This window comes from Paenibacillus sp. cl6col (assembly GCF_900102125.1).
In the GTDB taxonomy this organism is placed as follows: Bacteria; Bacillota; Bacilli; order Paenibacillales; family Paenibacillaceae; genus Paenibacillus_B; species Paenibacillus_B suaedae.
Genome location: NZ_FNAZ01000006.1, coordinates 270,425 through 292,101 on the forward strand (window position 1 = coordinate 270,425; position 21,677 = coordinate 292,101).

Sequence of the window (21,677 nt, forward strand, 5' to 3'; positions counted from 1 at the left end):
CTTTCTATTGATTACATATGTAATTAACATCCTGAGGTATAGATTACACTCGTAATCGGAAATTGTCAAATTTTATTTATAACTGTACCTCGTATTTTACTCTGTAATAGAGATCTTGCGATTAAATCATAGTAACGTAATATATATTATGTAAACCAGTTGCTAGTTTCATTTGCAAATAAAAAGCCCAAGTATGCTGATCCAGCATGGAACGACATACTTAGGCTATAAATATTAAATTGCTTCTGCCGTTGATTCTTCGAATTGACTATTATATAGATCCGCGTAGAAGCCTTTTTGTTCGATCAGTTGATCGTGTGATCCTTGTTCAATTACGGTACCTTTGTTCATCACAAGGATCAGATCAGCATTGCGTATCGTCGATAATCGATGGGCAATGACGAAGCTCGTTCTTCCATTCATCAATTCGTTCATCGCGCGCTGGATATGAACCTCGGTACGTGTATCGACACTGCTCGTTGCTTCATCCAAGATAAGAATGGATGGATTCGCAAGAATCGCGCGCGCGATCGTAAGGAGCTGTTTCTGGCCTTGTGAAATGTTGGAGGCCTCTTCATTCAGAACCGTATCATATCCCTTCGGAAGCGTACGGATAAAATGATCGGCGTGAGCCGCCTTCGCTGCGCGAACAATCTCCTCTTCCGAAGCTCCTTCCCGGCCATATGCGATATTTTCACGAATGGTACCATTGAAGAGCCATGTATCCTGAAGCACCATACCGAACATCGACCGCAGACTGCTGCGTTCCATGTCGGTTATATCCACGCCATCGATCTTAATGGCGCCGCCATTAATTTCATAGAAGCGCATCAGCAGGTTAATAAGCGTCGTCTTCCCTGCTCCAGTAGGGCCTACAATCGCGATCATTTGTCCTGGTTTTACGTGGATGTTCATATCTGTAATGAGCAACTCGTCTTCTTTATATCCGAATTGTACGTGCTCGAATTCCACTTGACCGACTGGATGTGCGATTTCAATTGGCTTCGCTGCTTCTGGAACCTCTTCTACCTCATCAAGCACCTCGAACACCCGCTCTGCCGATGCAATCGTTGATTGAATGACGTTCGCAATGTTGGCTGTCTGTGCAATTGGCTGCGTGAATTGACGAGCGTATTGAATGAATGCTTGAATATCACCGATCTCGATCGATTTCTTCGTTACGAGCAATCCGCCTACCACGCAGATAAGAACATATCCGATATTGCCGATGAAGTTCATTAGCGGCATAATCATGCCGGAAATAAATTGTGCCTTCCAACCCGATTCGTACAAGCGTTCATTAACCTCGTTAAATTCTTCGAGTGATTTTTCTTCATGACCGAACGCTTTGACAATATTATGCCCCGTATACATTTCTTCTACATGACCGTTTAGCTGACCAAGTGATTTTTGCTGTCCCATAAAGTGTTTTTGTGACCGAGATGCCACCATCTTAATGACGATCGCACTAAGCGGCAATGTCAGCATACAGATGAGGGTTAACAGCGGGCTGATGGTCAGCATCATCACGATGACGCCAATAATCGTAATGATCGATGTAATTAACTGCGTTAAGCTTTGTTGTAATGTTGTACTTATGTTATCTACATCGTTCGTAACTCTGCTTAGAATCTCGCCATGCGTGCGTCCGTCAAAGTACTTGAGTGGCAGACGATTCAGCTTATCATTGACCTGCTGGCGCATGTCATACACAATTTTCTGCGCTACACCTGCCATCAAATATTGCTGTATATAACTGAAAAACGCACTGAACAGGTATAAGCCAACAAGCAGCAGTAGGATATTAGTTATAAAGTCAAAGTCCATGGCAGCTGGGAGTCCGTTGAACTTCGCCATTGTGAATTCAAACAGCTTGGTTGTTGCTTTACCCATAATTTTAGGACTGACGATTGAAAATATGGTACTGAGTATAGCCATCAAAAAGATGATGAAGAGCTTGGTTCGGCTCGGTTTCAAATAACCGAGAAGCCTGCGCAAGGTACCCTTGAAGTCCTTGGCCTTCTCACCCGGCATCATCATCCCCGGCCCCATCGGTCCACCGCCACCATGCTTACGGCCGGAATTCGCTGCTTTATTTTTTTCACTCATGCGATCTCCTCCTCCGACAGCTGCGAGGATACAATCTCACGATACACTTCACTAGATTTCAGCAGTTCTTGATGCGTGCCAATATCTGCGATTCGTCCTTCCTCCAGCACAATAATCTGATCAGCGTCCTTCACCGTACTTACACGTTGTGCGACGATAATTACAGTTGCGTTAGTTGTTTCTCCTCTTAATGCTGTCCGCAGCTTGGCATCTGTTTTGAAGTCTAGAGCGGAGAAGCTGTCATCAAAGAGATAAATCTCAGGCTTGCGCACTAGTGCCCGCGCAATGGATAAGCGCTGCTTCTGTCCGCCTGATACGTTCGTTCCCCCTTGGGAAATAGCTGAATCGTATCCTTCCGGCATAGCTGCAATGAAATCAGCAGCTTGTGCAACTATTGCTGCATGCTGCAATTCCTCATCGGTCGCATCCTGCTTGCCATAGCGAATATTATCTGCAATTGTGCCTGAGAATAGTACGGCTTTCTGCGGCACGTACCCAATCTTCTCCCGCAAGCCCTCCTGAGATAACTCTCTGGCATCTACACCATCAATCAGGATGCGCCCACTGTCAATGTCATAGAATCGCGGAATGAGATTCAGCATCGTAGATTTACCGGAACCTGTACCGCCAATAATGGCAGTCGTCTCTCCAGGGCGGGCGCTAAATGAGATATTGGACAATGCTGGATTCTCTGCACCCGGATAGCTGAACGTCACGCGATTGAACTCAATGTATCCGCGAAGTCCTTCCGCTTTCTTTACATGATCCTGATCACGAATGACTGGTTCCATGTCAAGCACCTCGTTAATTCGTGTGGCAGATGCGGAGGCGCGCGGTATCATAACGAAAATGATCGATACCATAACAAGAGAGAACATAATCTGAGCCGCATATTGGATAAATGCCATCAGATCACCAACCTGCATGCTGCCTGCATTAATTCGATCCGTTCCGAACCAAATAATCGCAAGAGTCGAGAAGTTAAAGGCAAGCATAATGACTGGCATTAGCGATGCCATAATGCGGTTTACCTTTACCGCTGTCTGTGTTAGGTCTTTATTGGCTTCGTTGAAACGATCCTTCTCATGCTCGGTGCGATTGAAGGAACGAATTACCCGAATACCAATTAAGCTTTCACGAAGCACTTGATTCAGCCTATCGAGCTTTTTCTGCTGTGCCTTGAACAGGGGAATCCCTTTACTAGCTACGAGAAAGATTGCAAGTGCCAAGATTGGGATAACAACGGCTAGCACTAACGTTAGCTTGGCATCTTTATTAACGGCCATAATAATCCCGCCGATACACATCATCGGAGCGCTGATCATCATGCGAAGAATCATCACAAGCACCTGTTGTACTTGTGTAATGTCATTGGTCGTACGCGTAATAAGCGAAGCAGTACCAATGTTGTCGAACTCCTGCAGGGAAAAATGCTGAACGTGGTTAAATACCTTGCCGCGCATTAATTTTCCATACCCCATTGCAACCTTGGCTGACAAATAACTGCTCACAATCGCACAGATTGTTCCTCCAATTGCTACCGCTAGCATGAGACCGCCAATTTTCCAAATGTACGGGACATCTCCTTTTGAAATCCCGAAGTTTACAATATCAGACATAAGCGTCGGCAAATACAGCTCCGACAGCGATTGTACAAAGACAAGCGCTAATATGACGCCTATCGGCATTCGGTATGGTTTCAAATACCGAAACAACTTCATCATGCTTCCTCAACTCCATCTCCATCATCATGTGTCTTTTCTTTTTCTCGTTGTTGGCTGCGGATGTCATAGTATTCGTATACTTTCTTTAACAAATCCGCGAGATGAAGGCTATCCTCCTCACCTAGATGCTGAATCAGCCCGTTAATCTGTTCCTCGAATTGTTTCTGACCTTCTTCTGTTGTCTTCAATCCCTCTTCGGTCAGTTGTACTCGAACGGCACGCCTGTCTTCCTTATCCATAAACCTCTCCACAAGTCCCTTCTTCTCCAACACATTCAAGGTCTGAGTAACCGTCGGAGAAGTGAGCCGCAGATGGTTGCTGATGTCGGATACCCGCATAGCCGGCTCTCCCTCTTGCGCATGGCGCTTGATGCAGAACAGCATCATCATCTCACTGCGCTTCTTGCCTGCTGACATCCGTTGATTCCACTCGGCCCGATTGAATCGCATGAACGATTGGACGAGCTTATACGCCGTTGTATCTGGATCGAACATTTCCGCATCACCTCATAGATTCTAGAACACGTTTCATCTCTATATTAGGTTAGCTAACTATTAGATAATCAAATAATTAGGTTACCTATTATTTTACCACTGAATTATATACCTCTAAAATAGTTGATGTCAAATTCAGATCCTCCCATGTTCTCAATCATTCTGTTAACAGGTAAAGCACGATTAACTCCATTCCCCCTTCTTAGAGTCGGTAGTCACTGTTAGGAAGTATAGAAAAACCCCGCCCAAAAGATGGACGAGGTTCGTCAGAATAATCACCTGTATGGAAAGATAACAGGCTCACATATGCCCACTTTCTCAGCGTACATGGCTATGTGTGGCATACTGCACTTGCTTGTTCATTCTCACGTTCTACCTCTTCCAAGAACGCCAAAATAGTATCGTTAACCAAGATAGGTTGTTCACGAATCATATGGGGGCGATGACTTGCTCCCTCTATAATGAGGTATCGTGAATTGGGAATAAGAGAAGTCACTTTCAATACATCTTCTTCTGGTGCATAAGGATCATGCTGACCAGCAATGAACAAGGTAGGACAACTTATGCCTCTGAATTGTTCTTCACTTAGCTGTGGATACGTTCGCCAATCTTTAAGCTTTTGGCGCAAAAATTCCTGCCAGTTACCCTTATGTGCTTCTCTATGTCTATCTTCCATTAACCGGATAAATGCATGGCCATCATTCTCAAGCAGCCACTCCGGTTCAAATTCCTCAGATCCATACGAAGCAACATACCCGCTCTGACCAATTGAAGCTAACGAAGTTACACGATCAGGATGGTGAATCGCACAATACAAGCCGACCCCTCCTCCCATGCCGTAGCCGATTAGATGCGCCTGTTGAATCCCTAATCGATTCATGAGTGCAATGATGTCATCAGCATGCTGCGGCGTACTCCATTCCAAGCTGCCACTTCTTGTTCTGCCATGCCCACGGAAGTCGGGGAAATAACAAGCATATTTATTTTGAAAATCAAGAATCTGGCTGGCAAATGCGAGAATCCCTCTTGAAAATCCGCTATGCAGAAAAATAACGGGAAATCCAACGCCTAGCTGCTCGACAAACATGTCCATATTATTGCAAGTAATATGCGGCATATTGCTCCATCTCCTCTTTTTATTTTTTATAAGGTGAGATTCTCCCCTAATTCCCGGTTGAATGATACATGGTGTTGAAACTCGCTCATTTTCATAAGTAAGTATAGAATAGTACGACAGAGTTAGATGATCAATACATTTCCTTCCATATAAAAAGACAACCGCGTGATTAGACACAGTTGCCTTTGTCGTTGAAAAATGATGATAACAATAAATCAGCATCAGCCTGCCACCGTTAATAGAACACCAATCGTATTCGTTATGCCATGGACAAGGATTCCAGGCCATACTGAACCCGTACGCTCATACGCCCATGCGAATATGACTCCGCCAACAAAATTAACGGGCATCGCATTTGTCGTCGGGTAGTGCGCTGCAGTAAAGATCAGCGCGCTTAGAAGGATTGCTCCTCCCATTCCAACACGTGTCCGCAGCCAGCGATAGATGAAGCCGCGATAGAAGATTTCTTCATATACTGGCGAAATGATCCCTGCCGATATGACACCAAGCAGCAAGGTAAATAACGTAACATGCTGTTTTAGGCTCTCTGTTTTACTATTCTCCACCGTAGTCCCTAGAAAGCTGGTAAGATAAACGGTTGCCAAACTGAGTATAATAAGTGCAAGTATCCAGAGTATGATTCTCCACCAATCTTTAGCCGAAAATGACTTTACTCCAACTTCTGCCCAGCTCAATTTCTGTGGCCGTAAGGCAACGAAATATATGCCCAGCATTAGCGTTATGGCTATAGTAAGTCCCGTCATCGTGCCTGCATATAGTGTGTTCTGCATCCAATCAGCGTACAATTGCTGCAGTGGATATTTAATCACACAAATCACAAATACGAATTCCAGTGCCAGCAAGGCCAGCATTTGGCGCCAAGTCCAAGGATCACTTTTCTTCCACATTTCGGTTGTCTTCAATCTTCATCCCTCAATCCCCTGTGTTATAATCCAACTATATTAGGTGACCTTACGTAACCTGCAAGCACTTTTTTCAGGAGGACTGACATGAATCGCTGGACAACAGGACAAGTATCGAAGATGAGAAATGTATCCGTACGAACATTGCGTTATTATGATCAGATTGGCCTGCTTACGCCGAGTCATAAGGAAGACAACGGTCGACGCTATTATTCGGAAGCAGATTTATTTACACTTGAGAAGATCACGCTCATGAAGTCATTGTCGCTCCCACTGGAGGATATTCAGAAATTGATAGACAAGCTGTCTTACCGTCACATCCTAACTGCCCATTATAATCAGCTTCAGGAGCAGTTAACATCGCTGCAGACGAGTATTTCCAATACAGCTACACTTATACATATGATTGATATAGAGGGAAATCTCTCTTGGGAGAAGGTATCGAGTCTTGTGCAGAACGCACCGGAGAATCCGAAGCAGTGGATGGATTACTTCGGAGAAGAAGAAAGCGAGTTTTTGCGCCAGACTCTTCCGAATCTAGGCAATAGCGACCCAATCACTCAACAGTATGTGTCCTTACTGCGGCGGATTGAATGGTGTATCCAGCAGTCTATCCCGCCAGAATCGGTTGAAGGCTGCAAAATTGCAATTGAGCTGAATGAGCTGTCGATGATCACATTTAAGGGTGATGAGGAGCTAATCGAGAAGTTCTGGGAAGTAAGAAAACGTCCTGCCAGTGAGACGGGGTTATTTCCGATATCAGATGAGGTATTGGAGTTCTTAGAAAGAAGCACGACCTATGCCTTGGAACAAGAAAAAGCAGGGGTAAAATAAATACGGTATTCGATAGCAGACCAGCTTGCTTGCCACTTATGGAGGAAGCTGGTTTTTTAGTTTTGTTGTCGGATAAATCCTCTGATAGATGGGTACTTCCAATATGAATTACATGATTCCCATTCCTTTCTTGTAATCTAGTTTTGTAAATAAGCGAAAATCCGATTATCGTCTCACAAGACCATTTGGTTCGATCGGCTTACTTAACCAATGTTCATCGGTTTGAACATGATTGCGGCGGACAAACTTAGCTGCACTTTCCTTGAATGCATCATAATGAAATGCAGACGCGAGACGAACAACATAGCCCTCCTGTTCCCCACCGCAGCGGGATTGCATCGTATAGCACTTCTTGACGGCTTCCTCATCCCATATTCCCCGATACAGCACTGGAACAACAGTAAGCTGAAGCTGTTCAGCCCATTCGAGGGTATCGTCCCAAGATAGGCATATGTTCTGCTCATTCCATACCGAGAACAGCATGAAATAACTCGGCAAGTCCGTATAAGATAGCGAATGCTTCGCATATACATTTTCACCGCATAATCGATAGCCTTCAGGGATCATGTATTGAATGCCGCCATGCTGCATTTTGACGATGTGCCGAGAAGGGTGATCCTTGCTGTCCAGGGAACGAGCGTGGATGCCATTGTTATACATCGTTGTATTCTCCCCGTCCATTTTTTCTGTAACAACAACCTCGCGGCCGATGAAATGATCCGTATTCCGCAAGATTTTATCATCATTCGTATAGCTTCTGGACCAGGGAAGGTGCATCGTTTTCGGATATTTGATTTTCATGTCGTTTCACCTCCTTATTTCGCGAAAGTGTCGGCTTCCGCAAAAAAATACAATTGGGCCAACATCTCATCGCCTAACAAATGATAAATATGAGATGCTCCAGCATCCCCGCCGTGCAGGATCTCCATATGGAAGCTAACTAGATTGACAACCTGCAGGACAAATTCCTCGTCGTACCCCATTTGCTTCAGAACATGGCAGGCGATCGCTGCGGATACATGTTCATGACCATAATAGGAGTAATATCCCCGGCTTTGCTTCCACACCTTGCAGAATGGCTTGCCTGCATCATGAAACAGTGCAGCGAACTGCATTGCCAGCATGTTATCCCCTTCGTAGAATGCACGTACATATTCCAGCACCGCATAGGTATGCTCGGACAACGTTCTCGAATGATGCGGATTCTGTTGATCATATCCTACCATTACCCGAAAATGCGGAGAGCTGGACAAATAGTTGAACAATTCGTCGTGATCCGGATTATCCGCAAGCAGCTCTTCCAGCTCCGGGCGCGAAAGCATAGCATCAGCTGGAGCATGCACGATATGAAGTTGTTGAAAGCCTTCAGCAAGGACCGGAAACTCAAAGTGCTTAGCAAACTTGGACATTACACTCTCGTCGATCCTACGCTTCCTAGATTGAGCCCGCTGCATGGCGATATCATAGGGCGTGCTGCACACATGACATTCCACCGGAACCTCCCTGAACCGCTTCAAGAACTTCAATCTTCGTTCTCGGCTGACATTGGTTGCGTCAAATACTACATTGCGCCCAGAAGCCAATGCTTGCTCAATCTGAGAGAACGCTTCATCAAATACGATATACGTATTCTTTTGCTTCGCCTCATCTCCGAACAGTTTCTGACGTATGGAGTCGGTTGCTACATGAACAGCCCTGTGCTGCTTGCACAACTCCTTCGCGTAATGGCTCTTCCCGCTACCCGGTATGCCGGCCAGCATGTGAATGGAACTCATCGATTTCTCACCTCCTTTCAAATCTCTTTTCATAATCGAAACCTCTATTCATACATAAATAGACATCTATCCAAAAACTAAGATCGAATTGTTTGATGTGACGTATGGCAGAGGCAGTCCAGCGTATGATCATTCACCATGCCAACCGCCTGCATGAAGGAATAGCAAATCGTGCTGCCTACGAATGAGAACCCGTCTTTCTTAAGTTGCTTGCTCATTCGATCACTAATATCGGTTGTAACGGGAACTTCCTTGATGGTCACCCAATGGTTTACAATGGGTTGGTTATCGACGAAGCTCCATATGTACGTGGAGAAGGAGCCGTGCACTTTCTGGAGCCGCAAAAAAGCGTGTGCGTTTTTAACGACACTGTGAATTTTCAATTTGTTGCGAACGATCCCTGCATCATCGAGCAAGGATTCCAGCTTCTCTTCCGTGTACTTCACGATTTTCTCTGCCTCGAATTGATCGAAGGCTTCACGGTAATGTTCTCTCTTCTGCAAGATTGTCCACCAACTGAGCCCCGCCTGCGCACCTTCCAAGCACAGCATTTCAAATAACTTTCGATCATCATATACGGGAACTCCCCACTCTTTGTCATGGTAGTCCACATATAAAGGCTCATTTTCTTTTACCCAAGCGCATCGTTTACACATCGTTGTAGACCAGTCCTTCTTCAATAAATCTTTCTTCAATAAGAGATTTTACATCATGATTTTATAGTGTGATGCTGACAACTTACAAACTCAGAAACTCACTCTGCGCAGATCATCAATATTATATTCTTATCTGGTTAGCAGGTTCGATCAGTAGAGCGTTTTATGCCATACTTCTTCCGTACTTCTACCTTACTTCAACTACCAACGCAGCGGTTCCTCATCTCGCCATAGAATCCAGCGGTCAATCTCTATGATATTCGCAGTACCGATGCTGTACTCACTCTTGACACCGCTCTGTAAATCAATGAGATGCAGCATTCCTCCATATGTGCCTACCGCTAATCGTGATTCATCTGGTGATGCGACAATACCGGATAAGGTGCTGCCGACAAAATATCGCCATATCTCATTACCTTCACTGTCTATTTTGCGCAAATATCCATAGGCATCACCCAATATATGACCATCTATCAATGCAGCAGCGGCGTATACACGCATCTCATCATTCATGATCGGCCACTCGTGTTCTGTCCCAGCATCAAGCTGCCCCAAGTCTGCAAGCGGGACTTGAATCGTTGCCCCATTATAGAAATGGCATGCATTATACCACACTTCGCTACTGTCCTTGGCGAACAGCGCATAATGCGGATAACTGGATTGCGGCTCGATCGTATACACCTTCCCACTCGCCGCATCTCGCAATAGATGTTCACTGCACTGGCTGCCATACGCAAGCCAGCGTCCATCTGGAGACACAGCGCCGTGCACCATATCGATGTGAGTATCCTCGTAATCATATTGCTGCATCTCCGTCAGTTCAGGATGAAGCAGCTCGACTTGGTCTTGGCTAAGCAAATAGATGCCGCAATCGGTTACGAGAAGAAGACGTGAGCCATTGTCGAATGGAATAGCCTCCTCAATATGGCTAGCCGGATGTTCTGAATCGGCAAGTGATTCACAATCATTCAAGATTGCCTTAATACGTTGCTGTATAACTTGCCAGGACCAAGCGGAAATCTCTTCGCCCTCCCCCAAGCTTGTAACGATTCCTCGTATTATACGTATTCCTTGTTCATTACTAAGCGCGAAATAGTTTCCGTCCGAGGAGCATCCAATATGATAGAAGTCAGGAAGCTCAGTAATTCGATCCTGTTGAATGAGATAGATGCTGCCGCCATAAGTACGAACAAGAACAGTACCATCATTCAGACAGACAATTGGTTTAATCGCTTGCTGCTTCTCCTCATAATCGGGTGTAATTGGCCAGGATGCTGGCGGAATCTCCTGTCGCAGCCGTTCGGTATCACCTGCTTGATTGGCAGCCCGTATCATGTCAACGATGTCTGCGGCCATGCCCGAACGCTGATCATCCCCTGGCTCTTGTTGTGCCTGTTCCCAGTTGCTTTCCATCCCGACGCGCACATATTCATTAATTTCCGAGGCATACCGCTTTCCTTCTGTGCGCCACTTCATCGCAATTTCTTCTCTTAGCCAGCTCATGACAACTCCTCCTCATACCCATTCATGTCTCTCGTGTCAGCCTTATCCAATAACCTCGACGACGTTGCCTTCTTGATCCTTAATTTCTGTTATCTCAATCTGAAAGACGATGCTCTGTGTAGACGCAAGTTCGATCATGCCCGCCTTCGGCTCCAGCCTCGTGCTTAGTTCAGCAACCGTACGATCATCTACGAACAACTGAATCGCATTTTCCGTCGTTTCGTGAGAAGTACGATCGCCCGATTTTATTACGATTGTAACCTCTGGGCCAACCAGTGTAAGTTCTTTGCGCTTCAAGATCCGCCCCTGCAGCAGCTTCCCTATTAAGGCCGCCTGCTTTGCACCGATGAGGAGTTTAACCGGCTTTTTGCCTAACCATCCATTTTTGCCAGATTCCCATCCTAATTGCTGAACGAATAAGATACCGGTGTTCGAACCGTCATTCTGCATTCCTCGCTCTGCAGCTTCGGCCACTTCTGGCATGCGAAGAAGCGACTCCCGCTCCAGATCGGTAATGTAATAAGGCAGGTGCGTTTCGGATGCATTCAAAAGGCCTAATGTATTCCAAGTTTGCATCGCTTCAAGCTCATCATTCGTAATCCCTACCATCTGAATGAACTCTACCTTGCCATTCGGTGTATCGATTGCACGCAAATCGGGATCTTCAGCGAAGGCGAGCGCTGTTAATTGGGTATCTGCATCCAAGCATATCGGCCCGTTCGCATCCAGATAATCTCCCGATCGAAATACATTGCCGGAGTTGAATACGTATCTCCCCATATTTTGCAGCAGGTTAAGCGCCCACGCGGGAGGTTCCTCATCCTCAGCCTGCCTAACCAGTCTGAATGTAAGTTCAAACCCGTATCCGCTACATTCTTCATCGTCTAATTCTTTATCATAAAGTTCTGAAAAACCATAGGTTACAAAATGCCAATGCGGGTATGGAAAATCCGCCTTGTATGCACTTAATCCATCCAAGGGGTCATGTCCACCCAAAGCATATGAAATGATCGTGCCGTAATGCTTAGGCTCCTGCTCGCCATAAATTGCTGTGACTGCTTGATCAATCGCATCCCATCCGGCGGTGCTTGCTTCTTGGTTCATGTAGCGTTTCCTCCCCAAAGGCTCAATCTATGTAAATTGGTAATACGAACAAACAGCTTACAGCGGACACGCTCTGTTGCTGTAATTCTATCAATCTCCTATCTTGGTAATTATATCAATGATAGAAGCAAAAATGAAATCTTGAAACTATTTTTGATTTAATCGTATTAATAATTGATTGCATTTAGCTTCTTGTAATAAAATTAGTAAGCTTAGGCAACAATTTCAGTTATCTTATTCATCATTTAGGAGGAAGCAATGGATCCCGAATCGGAACGAGAAACGGTATTACAGTTAATTAAGAAAGGAAATAAGTCCTCTGCAATTGCAATGATAGGAAATGCCATTATTGCAGCTGCAAAAGGCGCAGGTGCTGCAATGAGCGGCAGTGGGGCGATGTTCGCATCTTCCATGCATTCTCTGGCGGACAGCGTGAATCAAGGCTTTGTATTCGTCGGCAGTATACTTGCGGAGAAGAAGCCCACTCGCCAATTCCCTACTGGATTCGGTCGAGTCATCAACCTCTTTTGTATGGTGGCTGTTATCGTTGTAACGATTATGGCCTACGAGACGATACGTGAGGGCCTGCATTTACTTCAGCACCCCGTACAAGCGAGCAGTGGGGCGTTCTGGATAAATATCGCGGCATTAGTATTCAATTTAGTTGTTGATGGAGCTATTTTGCTCAAAGCGATGAAGGAAATTACGAAGGAAGCAAGAGTTGAAACAAAAGGTATTGCATTCATCCCCGCTTCATTTAAGCATGTTAGTCGTTCTGCACCACCTACTCGCTTGGTATTCTATGAAGACCTGGTTGCTGTTACGGGTGCCTTATTGGCCATGAGCGCAGTTGTCGTCACTTCCTTGACAGCATTTAAGGCTTTGGATGGAATTGCGACGCTTCTAATCGGGATATTAATGATTGGCGTTGCTTTTCGAGTCGGGTATGACAATATGGTTGGACTTATCGGGGTCGCAGCTCCTCGCGATGTTGCGGAGAAGGTAGCTTTCCTTATTCTTGCTGACTCGGACGTTACGGATATTAATGATTTGCGAATTACGCAGGAAGGGCGCTATTATCACGTCGATGCGATGATCGAACTGCGCAAGGGCTTAACCTTAGCCGACGCTGATGATATTATTTTCCGCGTTCAAGACAAGCTGATGGCCGATCCAGATATTACAGACGTTATTTTGGGTGTTTTAGAGGATAACGGGGTTACGGACTGGACGCCTGAAGCGTTGAACGAATTCTCATAATCCATATACAAGAGCGGTACGATTCAAGAAGATTCTTGATCCGACCGCTCTTTTTTATACACAAGTGTATGAAGCATCATTCAACTATAAATAAGAGGTTATCAGAACGATAAACGATATCATATACATGCAGATCTTCCCTAGCGTGCAAGGTTAACTTGATTCAGTTTTACTTTCGGTACGCACAGCTTCTTCGATAATCTTTTCGAACGACATGCGTTGAATAAACGTAGCGTATTTCTCCTTCTTCTTGCCATTCGCTTGAAAGAAATCGATCATTCGGGTGACGCAAGGGATTAACTGCTCCGCTGTTACTCCGGAAATCGCCAATTGGCCGAGGGTTGGCTTGATTGTTTTCGGCTCTCCGCCAATGTATATATCGAATACATCCTTCATTTTCACAATCCCAATATCCTTCAGCAACGGTTCACCTGTTCCGAGTGCACATCCAGAGTAGCCTACCCGGAGCGGGTACGGAACCTCGATTCCAGCTATCGCTTCATTCAGCTGCTTGGCAAGCTCCATATTCGTGTCTTCTGCTCCTCTGCAGAAATTACAGGTAATCAAGCTCTTGGTGTAGAAGCCTGCTGGATAGATCTCTAACCCTACTTCCTTCAACCGCTGCTGTACCTCATCCATCCGCTCTTCTTCCATTTCGACATACAGCTGCTTGAAGGTAGTCAGCTCGATCTTTGCCTGATTGCCTACGATAGAACCAAGCAGTGACAACTGTTTAGGCGTAAAAAGACTTCCTCCTTCTTCAAAACCCGGAGTTACTGCAAACTTCGCGAGATGCGTCATCCGATCCCTCCTCTATATACTTAGGGCGTATGTTCGTGTTTTGTTACTTATATAGTATACCCCCCTATAGTATATAGTCAATGGGTTACTCCCTGTACAGCCAATAAAAAAAGCGAGCATGCTTTGCCCGCTTTTTACTCATTATTTTATGGTATTCCTTGAAATGTATGGGCCAAGATCTAGCCATCTATCGCGTTACAATAGGCAACCCCTCCTCTTGCCACCTGACGATGCCTCCCTGCAGGTTGAAGACATTCGTAACGCCATGCGCCTGAAGAATGCTGACTGCAATGGCGGAACGCATTCCGGTTCGGCATTGGACGAGCACGGGCATTTCAGTCGGAACCTCCCGAACGCGTTCCGGAAGCTTGCCAAGCAGTATATGTTTGGCATGTTGAATGTGGCCTTCCTCCCATTCTGCACTTGAGCGCACATCCACAACTGCGATCTCGCCGCCAACTACCTGGTCTGCGATACTCGCAGGAGTAACGTCAAGATAAGATTCCAGCAATTCTTTGGAAGATGAACGGAGGGCGCTATCCACCCACATCTTCGTTGCTTCGATCAGACCTTCAATTCGATCGATGCCAATGGATCGCAAATCTCGGGCAATGTGAGGCAATTGTTCCTCTTCCCCCATCACATACAGCGGATGCTCGTCATTCAGGAGCCATCCGGCCCATGAAGTAAAGGAACGGTTGTATGGCACATTAATCGTCCCCTTTACATGCGCGGCTCCAAATGCAGCACATGGGCGAGTATCCACGACGATTGCTCCTGCTTGAACGAAACTCGCGACTTCTTCCACACTCCCTTCGATCTGCTCTGGAGCACCAAGCTGGCCGAGTAATGCAGGGCCTATCCGGTTCATGTGCTTCATTCTCGGAAAATAAGTTGGCGGTTCGGGTTGCCCAGCCAGTAACGAGTTAACGAACTCATTTTCGTTCGTGAAGGACAGGGCCCAATTGAAGCGCTTCTCATAGCCTACCGTCGATGAAGGAACTGCGCCCAGCGCCTTGCCGCATGCGCTTCCCGCACCATGGGCAGGCCACACCTGCACGTATTCGGGAAGCTCCTTGAAGCGCTGTAAGGAGCGGAACATTTGCCTTGCTCCCTCCTCTGCCGTGCCTGCCAGCCCTACTGCCTTCTCCAGCAGATCAGGGCGTCCCACATCACCGACGAACACGAAGTCGCCCGTAAAAATGCCGATCGGAGAATCGGCCCCTCCGCCCCGATCCGTTAGCAGGAACGAAATACTCTCAGGCGTATGGCCAGGGGTATGAAGCACTTCGAATTCGAGATTGCCGATGTAGAATCGGTCTCCATCCTGCACAAGGCGATGATTGACCTCGTTCCCGCTCTCATCGCTCACATACGAATATATCCAATCCGGGCCGCCTTCGCCCGATAAGTAAAGTGTTGCTTCTTGCTCCACTCCGAATTCGCGCATTCCGGACACGAAATCAGCGTGGATATGGGTTTCGGCAGCAGCGATAATGTTCAAGCCTTCGGATTTAGCCGTTGTGATATATGGCGTTACATCGCGAGCCGGATCGATCACGATCGCTTCCCCCGTAGCTTGGCAGCCGACCAGGTAGGAAGCATGAGCTAACTTGTCATCATAAAAATAACGCAGCAGCATTAGGCAATACTCTCCCCTTTCTAAATAAAACAACCACGGGTACTTGATTAACTTCACACCCTGAAATTTTCGTAGACTTCCCTTACATTCGACCCTTCAGCATGCCGTGCCAGTACATTTTAGGCAGCAGATTTTTTTTCAGCATATACATGCTGTACCGTTCCTTCGACTGATCAAATGGGAATGTTTCCTGCGGGGACAGATCATAATCGAACTCCGCCAGAATAAGCCGATTATAGCCGGTAACGAGCGGACATGATGTATAGCCGTCATAACGTGCGGCAAGCGGTTGTCCAGCCAGCAAGCTGATGATATTTTGTACGGCGACGGGAGCCTGCTTGCGGATGGCTGCTCCCGTCTTGGAAGTCGGGAGATTGCTGCAATCTCCGAGCGCGAACACGTTCTTGAACCGGACATGCTGCAGCGTATGTTTGTCGACTTCGGCCCATCCTGCGGCTCCTGCAAGCGGGCTATTTCGAATGAAGTCGGGAGACGACATGGGCGGCACGACATGAATCATGTCGTATCGGAGTGTCTCCCGATCCTTCGTAACCACGTGCTCGAACACGGCTTCCTTCCTCACCGAATCAATCGAGATCAGATCAAGCTGATATTTGGTCGCAATGTCTTTTCGTTCGATCACCCGATTAAGTGCCGCAGCATATTTCGGAACGGCAAAGATAGACGCATTTCCCGAAGCGAAGATAATGTTCGTCTTATTTCTAATCCCTGCTTGACGGAATGCATCGTCGGCCAAATACATAATTTTCTGAGGCGCTCCCCCGCATTTGATTGGCGAGTTCGGCTGCGTGAAGATCGCATTGCCGCCACGGAACTGGCGAATGGACTTCCACGTGCTATCGACGTATCGATAATCATAGTTGCTGCACACCCCATCCCGTCCGATACACTCCTTCAGTCCCTTGATCCGCTCCCAGTCCACCTGAATTCCCGCCGCTACGACGAGGATCTCATACTGGATGATGGTGCCCTCCTTGGTAACGAATCGGTTGACCTCCGGATTGAATTCCTCAACCGCCTCCTGAATCCAGTCGGCTCCCTTCGGGATCAGCGATTGCTGGCTGCGTTCGGTCGTCTCCTTGCTGACGACGCCTCCGCCGACAAGCGTCCACAAGGGCTGATAATAATGTTTGGTTTGCGGATCAAGTAGCACGACTGAGCCGTGAAGCGCTTTCGATTCGCGTAGCAAGCGGGCCGCGACCGACAATCCGGCGCTGCCTGCCCCGACAATTGCAATGGTATAGTGAAGCTTTTTTGGCATTCAATGTCCTCCCCCGCTTACACGTGCTGCTAGCTGGTGCACATGGGTATTTTCGCGCATTCTTGCTTGCCTCATTTCCAAAGGAGTTATTGTGGGATAGTGAATCCACTTAATGTACCGATGGTCAAAATATATGGCTGGAATCCTCATTCTATGATTGCATAACAAAAAAGCAATTCCGCTTCCATCTTGCGAGGCAGGAATTGCTTTTCATTCGATAAATTTTATTATCTTAGCTTTGCATGTGCTCTAGTAATAACGCTATGAATGGTTTTTGCTAATCGCTTCAGGAGCATGGATTTGGCTCGTTTGTTTGCTCGTTGACAGGAACATGTTCAGGCGCTTTGAACCAAATACAAGCAGCAGCATCGTTATCATCACCCCGAAGAAAAGCCACATGACGCTTTGAACCGGCCATATGTCCATCATTCTACCGACTGCAATTGGAAGAAGCGAACCACCTAGTCCATTTGCCGCCAGCAAAATACTCGTTGTCCGCTCAGTCATGCCGGGAAGCGCACTGTTTGCATAAATCAGCATGATCGCGAACATGCCTGCCATTCCAAGCCCGAGGAGAAAACTAATGACGTACCCTCCCCATGCCTGTGAGATGAAAGGCAGAATGAGCAATGCAAGGACACTGAGTGATGTCGTCAGCCATAAAAATCGATAGTACGTTATCTTCTCGGCAAGTACACCGCATAGCGCACGGCCGATAACCATCGCCGTCCAATATACCGTAACCGTCAATGTTGCATCAGAGGTTGCGACGCCCCATCTCTCGATAAACAGGGATGGGAAGAAGTGCACAACAGACACTTCGCTTCCTCCATAGAGCATGAAGAAGAAGGCACATAGTACAAGGAAAGGAATGGACTTCCCCGAATAAGATTCGCGCTTGGTTTCGGATCCCTTAGTTACTGTGCGCGTCAACATCGTATCGACATGACCGAATGACATCCGCTGCCAGGCGATTGCCGTGAGAAGTGCGCTTATGCCGAGCAGCAGGAAAGAGTATGTCCATATCCCACGTGCGATTAAGAAGCTTGCCACGAATGGTATCATCAAGGCGCCGAGGCCAAAAGTAACCTCCAGCTTGCTCATCGCGATGGCTTGCTTCTCTTTGACAGCGACAAGAATAATGGTACCGATCCCTGACTCCACAAGCCCCGCTCCTGCCCCCGCAAATCCGGCTATCAAAATAACGACTGGCCATGGCGGGAGGAAAAACAGCAGCAGCTCGGCGCTAATCATCAGCAATCCGATCATAACTCCTCGTTTCCGACTGAATCTTCGAGAAATAGCAGGCATACTGAGAACGCCGAGCAACATGCCGACGAATTGGACGAAGACAAGTATTCCACCGTCCGTATAATTCAAGTCATAGTTCTGAAGCAGTTCAGGGAGCACTGCACCCATAATGACAAGTGTTACCCCAGTTACAATGTAGGATAGACAACCCATCCAAATTAGTCTGTTAATCATGGTGCACCTCTCTGTCAGCAATGATGATCTCAACGCCTATTTCATTTACATAACGCTGCCACTCCGCATCTGGCTCACGATCTGTGACGATAAAGTCTATATCTTCTAAGCCTGCAACACGATGGAACATCGTCTTGCCGAACTTGGAGTGGTCAGCAAGGACAATGACTTGGTCTGCGCTGCGAATCACCTGACGGATGACATATGTCTCTTCTTCAAAGTCGGTCGTCAGTCCATTCATGGATAATCCACAAGTGCCTAGGAAGGCCTTGTCAAAATGATAGTCGCTTAGCATCTCAATCGCCCGCGATCCATAAATCATGCGTTGATCATTGTTTAATAGGCCGCCAAGCAGCTGAATGCGAGCTTCATTCCTTGCCGCCATCATACCAGCCATGTCGATGGAATTCGTAACGATGACATTCCCCTTGGTCTTCATATGTTCTCCCACACACCGTACCGTCGTGGATGAGTCCATGTATAAGTAATCTTCGTCGTGAAGGAGAGCAGCGGCAACCTGACCGATCATCTGCTTGGACGTCGTCTCCTTCTGTAACCGTTGGCCGTAATTGGGCATTTCCTTCGATATGGTAGGCAGGACGGCTCCACCTCGTGTGCGAACGATACATCCTTGTTCCTCAAGCTTGATAATGTCCCTGCGTGCCGTATCTCGTGATATAGACAGCAGGTTGCATACTTCTTCCACTTCAATGCGCTTGTTTCTCTTCAGGTGCTCTAATATAGCTGCCAAGCGTTCCTCTTGAAACATGGATTCTCCCCTGTTCTGTTAAGTAAAGTTAAGTGTTAATAAGTAAATCTAAGTATTAATCATGATTATAAGCCATAAATGGGAAGTGTCAATAGGAGAAGCGACACAGTTTACCTACATGAAAAAAGGAGTTCTGATCGATTCAGAACTCCCCTACTTCCGTTCTATTAGGATTTGAGCTGCCACAGAGCTGGAACGTTAGACGGTTCCCAACCGAGCAATGAAGTATGAGCTTGCCGGCATACATAAGTCTTTTCGCCATAAGTGACTTCGTCGTTTGCCTTATAGCTGACATTTGGAGCCCATGGCTGAGCTCCGCCTTGTACATCTGTCGTTACTTGAACACTAGTCCCAGTGGAAACATTCCCGGCTGCATCCTTAGCAATTACGGTAAATGCGTAGTTTGTATTGGGCGTTAATCCCGTAATGGTTACGGTTGTGTCCGTCACATTGACAGCATTCGTTCCATAAGACACGGTATAGCCAGACACGCCGACATTGTCCGTAGAAGCCGACCAGCTGAGTGTTACTGAAGTTGCGGATTTTCCAGTTACCTGTAAATTACTCGGGGAGGTTGGAGGTGTTGTATCTCCACCTGATCCCGCTGGAGCTGTCTTCACCGTTAGCGGTGCGCTTGCAGCGGATTGGTTCCCCTTCGCATCCTTCGCAGTAATCGTGAAGGTATAATTCGTATCTGGCGTCAATCCCGAGATGACAGCATTCGGATTCGAAACGCTCACAGATTGAGTCCCATAGGAGACGGTATATCCCGTCACCCCAACATTATCTGTGGAGGCCGTCCAGCTGAGGCTCACACTGGTGGATGTCTTAGCTGTAACGATTACGTTTGTTGGTACGGAAGGAGGTTCCGTATCGGGAATAGGCGGAGTTAATGCATCCAGATAAGCACGATGACTGTTTGAGAATTCAAAGTTATTGAATTTATCCCAGTTCACTGACCATGTCATCAACCCACGGAAGTTCGGGTATCCAGTGGAGCTGCCGCGCGTTTTGTAGCTAGACAACTGTACGCCTTTCATGAGCGCATCAAGTGCTTTATGCACTTCTGCAACCGTAGTGAACCCGCCCCCCGCATTCGCATTTGCAGGCAATCCGAGCATAACTTGATCCTGACGCAGTGCCGGGAAGAAGTTGTTTGGATTTTTGGCAACAGGGAATCCGGTCAAGAGCATGTCGGCCATTGCCACATGGAAGTCAGCATTCCCCATCGTGTGATACTGATCATCCAGTCCTGTAATCGGGCCTGAGTTGTAGTTCTGCACTTGTAGCCAATCCAGAATATCGCGGGTTGCATGGATGACGGGCAAATAAGCTCCTGCGCGGTTGTCGCAGCTAATACAGCTGCCGCCATAGAAGGTATAGCCTAATTGAACGAAGAAGGTTTCAGGAGCCATGGTCAGGTAGAAGTTATCGGTTCCAAAGTGGTTATTAATCGTACGGAGTGCTGCAATGAGGTTGACGATAACTGGAGTGGTGGGATTTTTGAAATCACTGTCGCCAGCGTTCAAATAGAGGGAATGTCCTTCGAAGTCCACATCAAGTCCGTTGAAGCCATATTTTTCAATGATCGCAATGACTGAATTGACGAAATTATCTCGGGCTCCGGCATCCGGCAGTTGCACCTGCCCATTCTGGCCCCCGATCGAGATGATGACTTTCTTGCCTTGGCTCTGTAAGTAAGCGACATCAGTCTTGAAGTCGGCATCCGTATAATTGTAAGGCGTGAAGCCGATTGTACCATTCGTGACGCCAGAGGTTGGTTCTGCGAAGGAGACGTTAATGACATCGAACTTAGGAGATACGTCACGGAGCTTGATGAACCCGGAGCCATTATCGAAGTTGTGCCAGTACCCTACAATCGTCTTACTGGATACGGCAGCTTGAGCTTGCGGCACCCAGAGTACCAGACCTTGTAGGAGCATCAATGCTAGAGCTGCATGTAAGACAACCATCCATTTGTGGCGGGATGTATTCCCTGTACGTAACATACGTAATCATCCTCCTTTAATCCATAATGATAGCGCTTGCGAAATGTTGATAACAGAATTGGTTATCCCTCCTACTTCATGACCAGACATATGAGACAACACCTGCATGAGCATCTGCACTGGCGTTCCGTGCAGCTCAGCCTTACACCATCATTATCAAGAAAAGAAGGACTGATCATAAGGGATAAAT

At 46.9% G+C, this 21,677-nt stretch carries 18 protein-coding genes; 2 read left to right on the plus strand and 16 right to left on the minus strand.

Going from position 1 to position 21,677, the window contains the following annotated elements; translation table 11 throughout:
• Window positions 1-234: 234 nt before the first annotated feature.
• The 5 genes from BLS15_RS17425 to BLS15_RS17445 all read right to left on the minus strand — a co-directional run bounded on the left by BLS15_RS17425 (window position 235) and on the right by BLS15_RS17445 (window position 6,367).
• Window positions 235-2,109 carry an ABC transporter ATP-binding protein gene (locus BLS15_RS17425; RefSeq protein ID WP_090512967.1) on the minus strand — a complete coding sequence of 625 codons (1,875 nt, stop codon included), beginning with the start codon at window positions 2,107-2,109 and terminating at the stop codon, window positions 235-237.
• Window positions 2,106-3,833: an ABC transporter ATP-binding protein gene (locus tag BLS15_RS17430; RefSeq protein ID WP_090512972.1), complete on the minus strand. Its 1,728-nt coding sequence runs from the start codon at window positions 3,831-3,833 to the stop codon at window positions 2,106-2,108. The genes BLS15_RS17425 and BLS15_RS17430 overlap by 4 nt, the downstream gene beginning before the upstream one ends.
• A complete protein-coding gene (locus tag BLS15_RS17435) occupies window positions 3,830-4,327 on the minus strand; it encodes a MarR family winged helix-turn-helix transcriptional regulator (RefSeq protein WP_021262764.1) in 498 nt (165 codons plus the stop codon). Before BLS15_RS17435 ends, BLS15_RS17430 begins: the two co-directional genes overlap by 4 nt.
• Before the next feature lie 331 nt (window positions 4,328-4,658).
• Complete coding sequence (locus BLS15_RS17440) at window positions 4,659-5,444, minus strand: alpha/beta fold hydrolase (RefSeq protein WP_090512976.1); 786 nt, start codon at window positions 5,442-5,444, stop codon at window positions 4,659-4,661.
• 221 nt (window positions 5,445-5,665) lie between these two features.
• Window positions 5,666-6,367, minus strand: coding sequence for a CPBP family intramembrane glutamic endopeptidase (locus BLS15_RS17445; RefSeq protein ID WP_021255973.1), 702 nt, complete (start codon window positions 6,365-6,367; stop codon window positions 5,666-5,668).
• Between the two features lie 87 nt (window positions 6,368-6,454).
• Here BLS15_RS17445 and BLS15_RS17450 point away from each other — a divergent pair, with 87 nt between their 5' ends.
• Window positions 6,455-7,201 (plus strand): MerR family transcriptional regulator, encoded by a 747-nt coding sequence (locus tag BLS15_RS17450; RefSeq protein WP_021255974.1) that lies wholly within the window; start codon window positions 6,455-6,457, stop codon window positions 7,199-7,201.
• A gap of 165 nt (window positions 7,202-7,366) precedes the next feature.
• Here BLS15_RS17450 and BLS15_RS17455 read toward each other — a convergent pair whose 3' ends face one another.
• The 5 genes from BLS15_RS17455 to BLS15_RS17475 all read right to left on the minus strand — a co-directional run bounded on the left by BLS15_RS17455 (window position 7,367) and on the right by BLS15_RS17475 (window position 12,239).
• Entirely contained in the window at window positions 7,367-8,002 is a 636-nt protein-coding gene (locus tag BLS15_RS17455; protein WP_090512981.1) for an RNA ligase family protein, read from the minus strand.
• Window positions 8,003-8,016: 14 nt separating this feature from the next.
• Window positions 8,017-8,976: an AAA family ATPase gene (locus tag BLS15_RS17460; protein WP_090512986.1), complete on the minus strand. Its 960-nt coding sequence runs from the start codon at window positions 8,974-8,976 to the stop codon at window positions 8,017-8,019.
• 77 nt (window positions 8,977-9,053) lie between these two features.
• Complete coding sequence (locus BLS15_RS17465) at window positions 9,054-9,632, minus strand: DNA-3-methyladenine glycosylase I (RefSeq protein ID WP_021255977.1); 579 nt, start codon at window positions 9,630-9,632, stop codon at window positions 9,054-9,056.
• A gap of 201 nt (window positions 9,633-9,833) precedes the next feature.
• The gene (locus tag BLS15_RS17470; RefSeq protein WP_090512989.1) at window positions 9,834-11,135 is read right to left on the minus strand and encodes a WD40 repeat domain-containing protein; all 1,302 of its coding nucleotides are present in this window, start codon (window positions 11,133-11,135) and stop codon (window positions 9,834-9,836) included.
• 42 nt (window positions 11,136-11,177) lie between these two features.
• Window positions 11,178-12,239: a suppressor of fused domain protein gene (locus tag BLS15_RS17475; RefSeq protein ID WP_090512993.1), complete on the minus strand. Its 1,062-nt coding sequence runs from the start codon at window positions 12,237-12,239 to the stop codon at window positions 11,178-11,180.
• Between the two features lie 258 nt (window positions 12,240-12,497).
• On the opposite strand from BLS15_RS17475, the gene BLS15_RS17480 reads away from it, so the two are divergent.
• Window positions 12,498-13,499, plus strand: a complete 1,002-nt coding sequence (locus BLS15_RS17480; RefSeq protein ID WP_021255980.1) for a cation diffusion facilitator family transporter — start codon at window positions 12,498-12,500, stop codon at window positions 13,497-13,499.
• Between the two features lie 153 nt (window positions 13,500-13,652).
• Here the strand turns inward: BLS15_RS17480 and BLS15_RS17485 are convergent, their stop codons facing one another.
• The 6 genes from BLS15_RS17485 to BLS15_RS17510 all read right to left on the minus strand — a co-directional run bounded on the left by BLS15_RS17485 (window position 13,653) and on the right by BLS15_RS17510 (window position 21,487).
• Window positions 13,653-14,300 (minus strand): NAD(P)/FAD-dependent oxidoreductase, encoded by a 648-nt coding sequence (locus BLS15_RS17485; protein ID WP_090512996.1) that lies wholly within the window; start codon window positions 14,298-14,300, stop codon window positions 13,653-13,655.
• Between the two features lie 187 nt (window positions 14,301-14,487).
• Window positions 14,488-15,942 (minus strand): MBL fold metallo-hydrolase, encoded by a 1,455-nt coding sequence (locus BLS15_RS17490; RefSeq protein WP_090512999.1) that lies wholly within the window; start codon window positions 15,940-15,942, stop codon window positions 14,488-14,490.
• 82 nt (window positions 15,943-16,024) lie between these two features.
• Window positions 16,025-17,224 carry an FAD/NAD(P)-binding oxidoreductase gene (locus BLS15_RS17495; protein ID WP_090513002.1) on the minus strand — a complete coding sequence of 400 codons (1,200 nt, stop codon included), beginning with the start codon at window positions 17,222-17,224 and terminating at the stop codon, window positions 16,025-16,027.
• 261 nt (window positions 17,225-17,485) lie between these two features.
• Window positions 17,486-18,709: an MFS transporter gene (locus tag BLS15_RS17500; protein WP_090513005.1), complete on the minus strand. Its 1,224-nt coding sequence runs from the start codon at window positions 18,707-18,709 to the stop codon at window positions 17,486-17,488.
• A complete protein-coding gene (locus BLS15_RS17505; protein ID WP_090513010.1) occupies window positions 18,702-19,478 on the minus strand; it encodes a DeoR/GlpR family DNA-binding transcription regulator in 777 nt (258 codons plus the stop codon). The genes BLS15_RS17500 and BLS15_RS17505 overlap by 8 nt, the downstream gene beginning before the upstream one ends.
• Before the next feature lie 167 nt (window positions 19,479-19,645).
• Complete coding sequence (locus BLS15_RS17510) at window positions 19,646-21,487, minus strand: fibronectin type III domain-containing protein (protein WP_090513015.1); 1,842 nt, start codon at window positions 21,485-21,487, stop codon at window positions 19,646-19,648.
• Window positions 21,488-21,677: the final 190 nt, after the last annotated feature.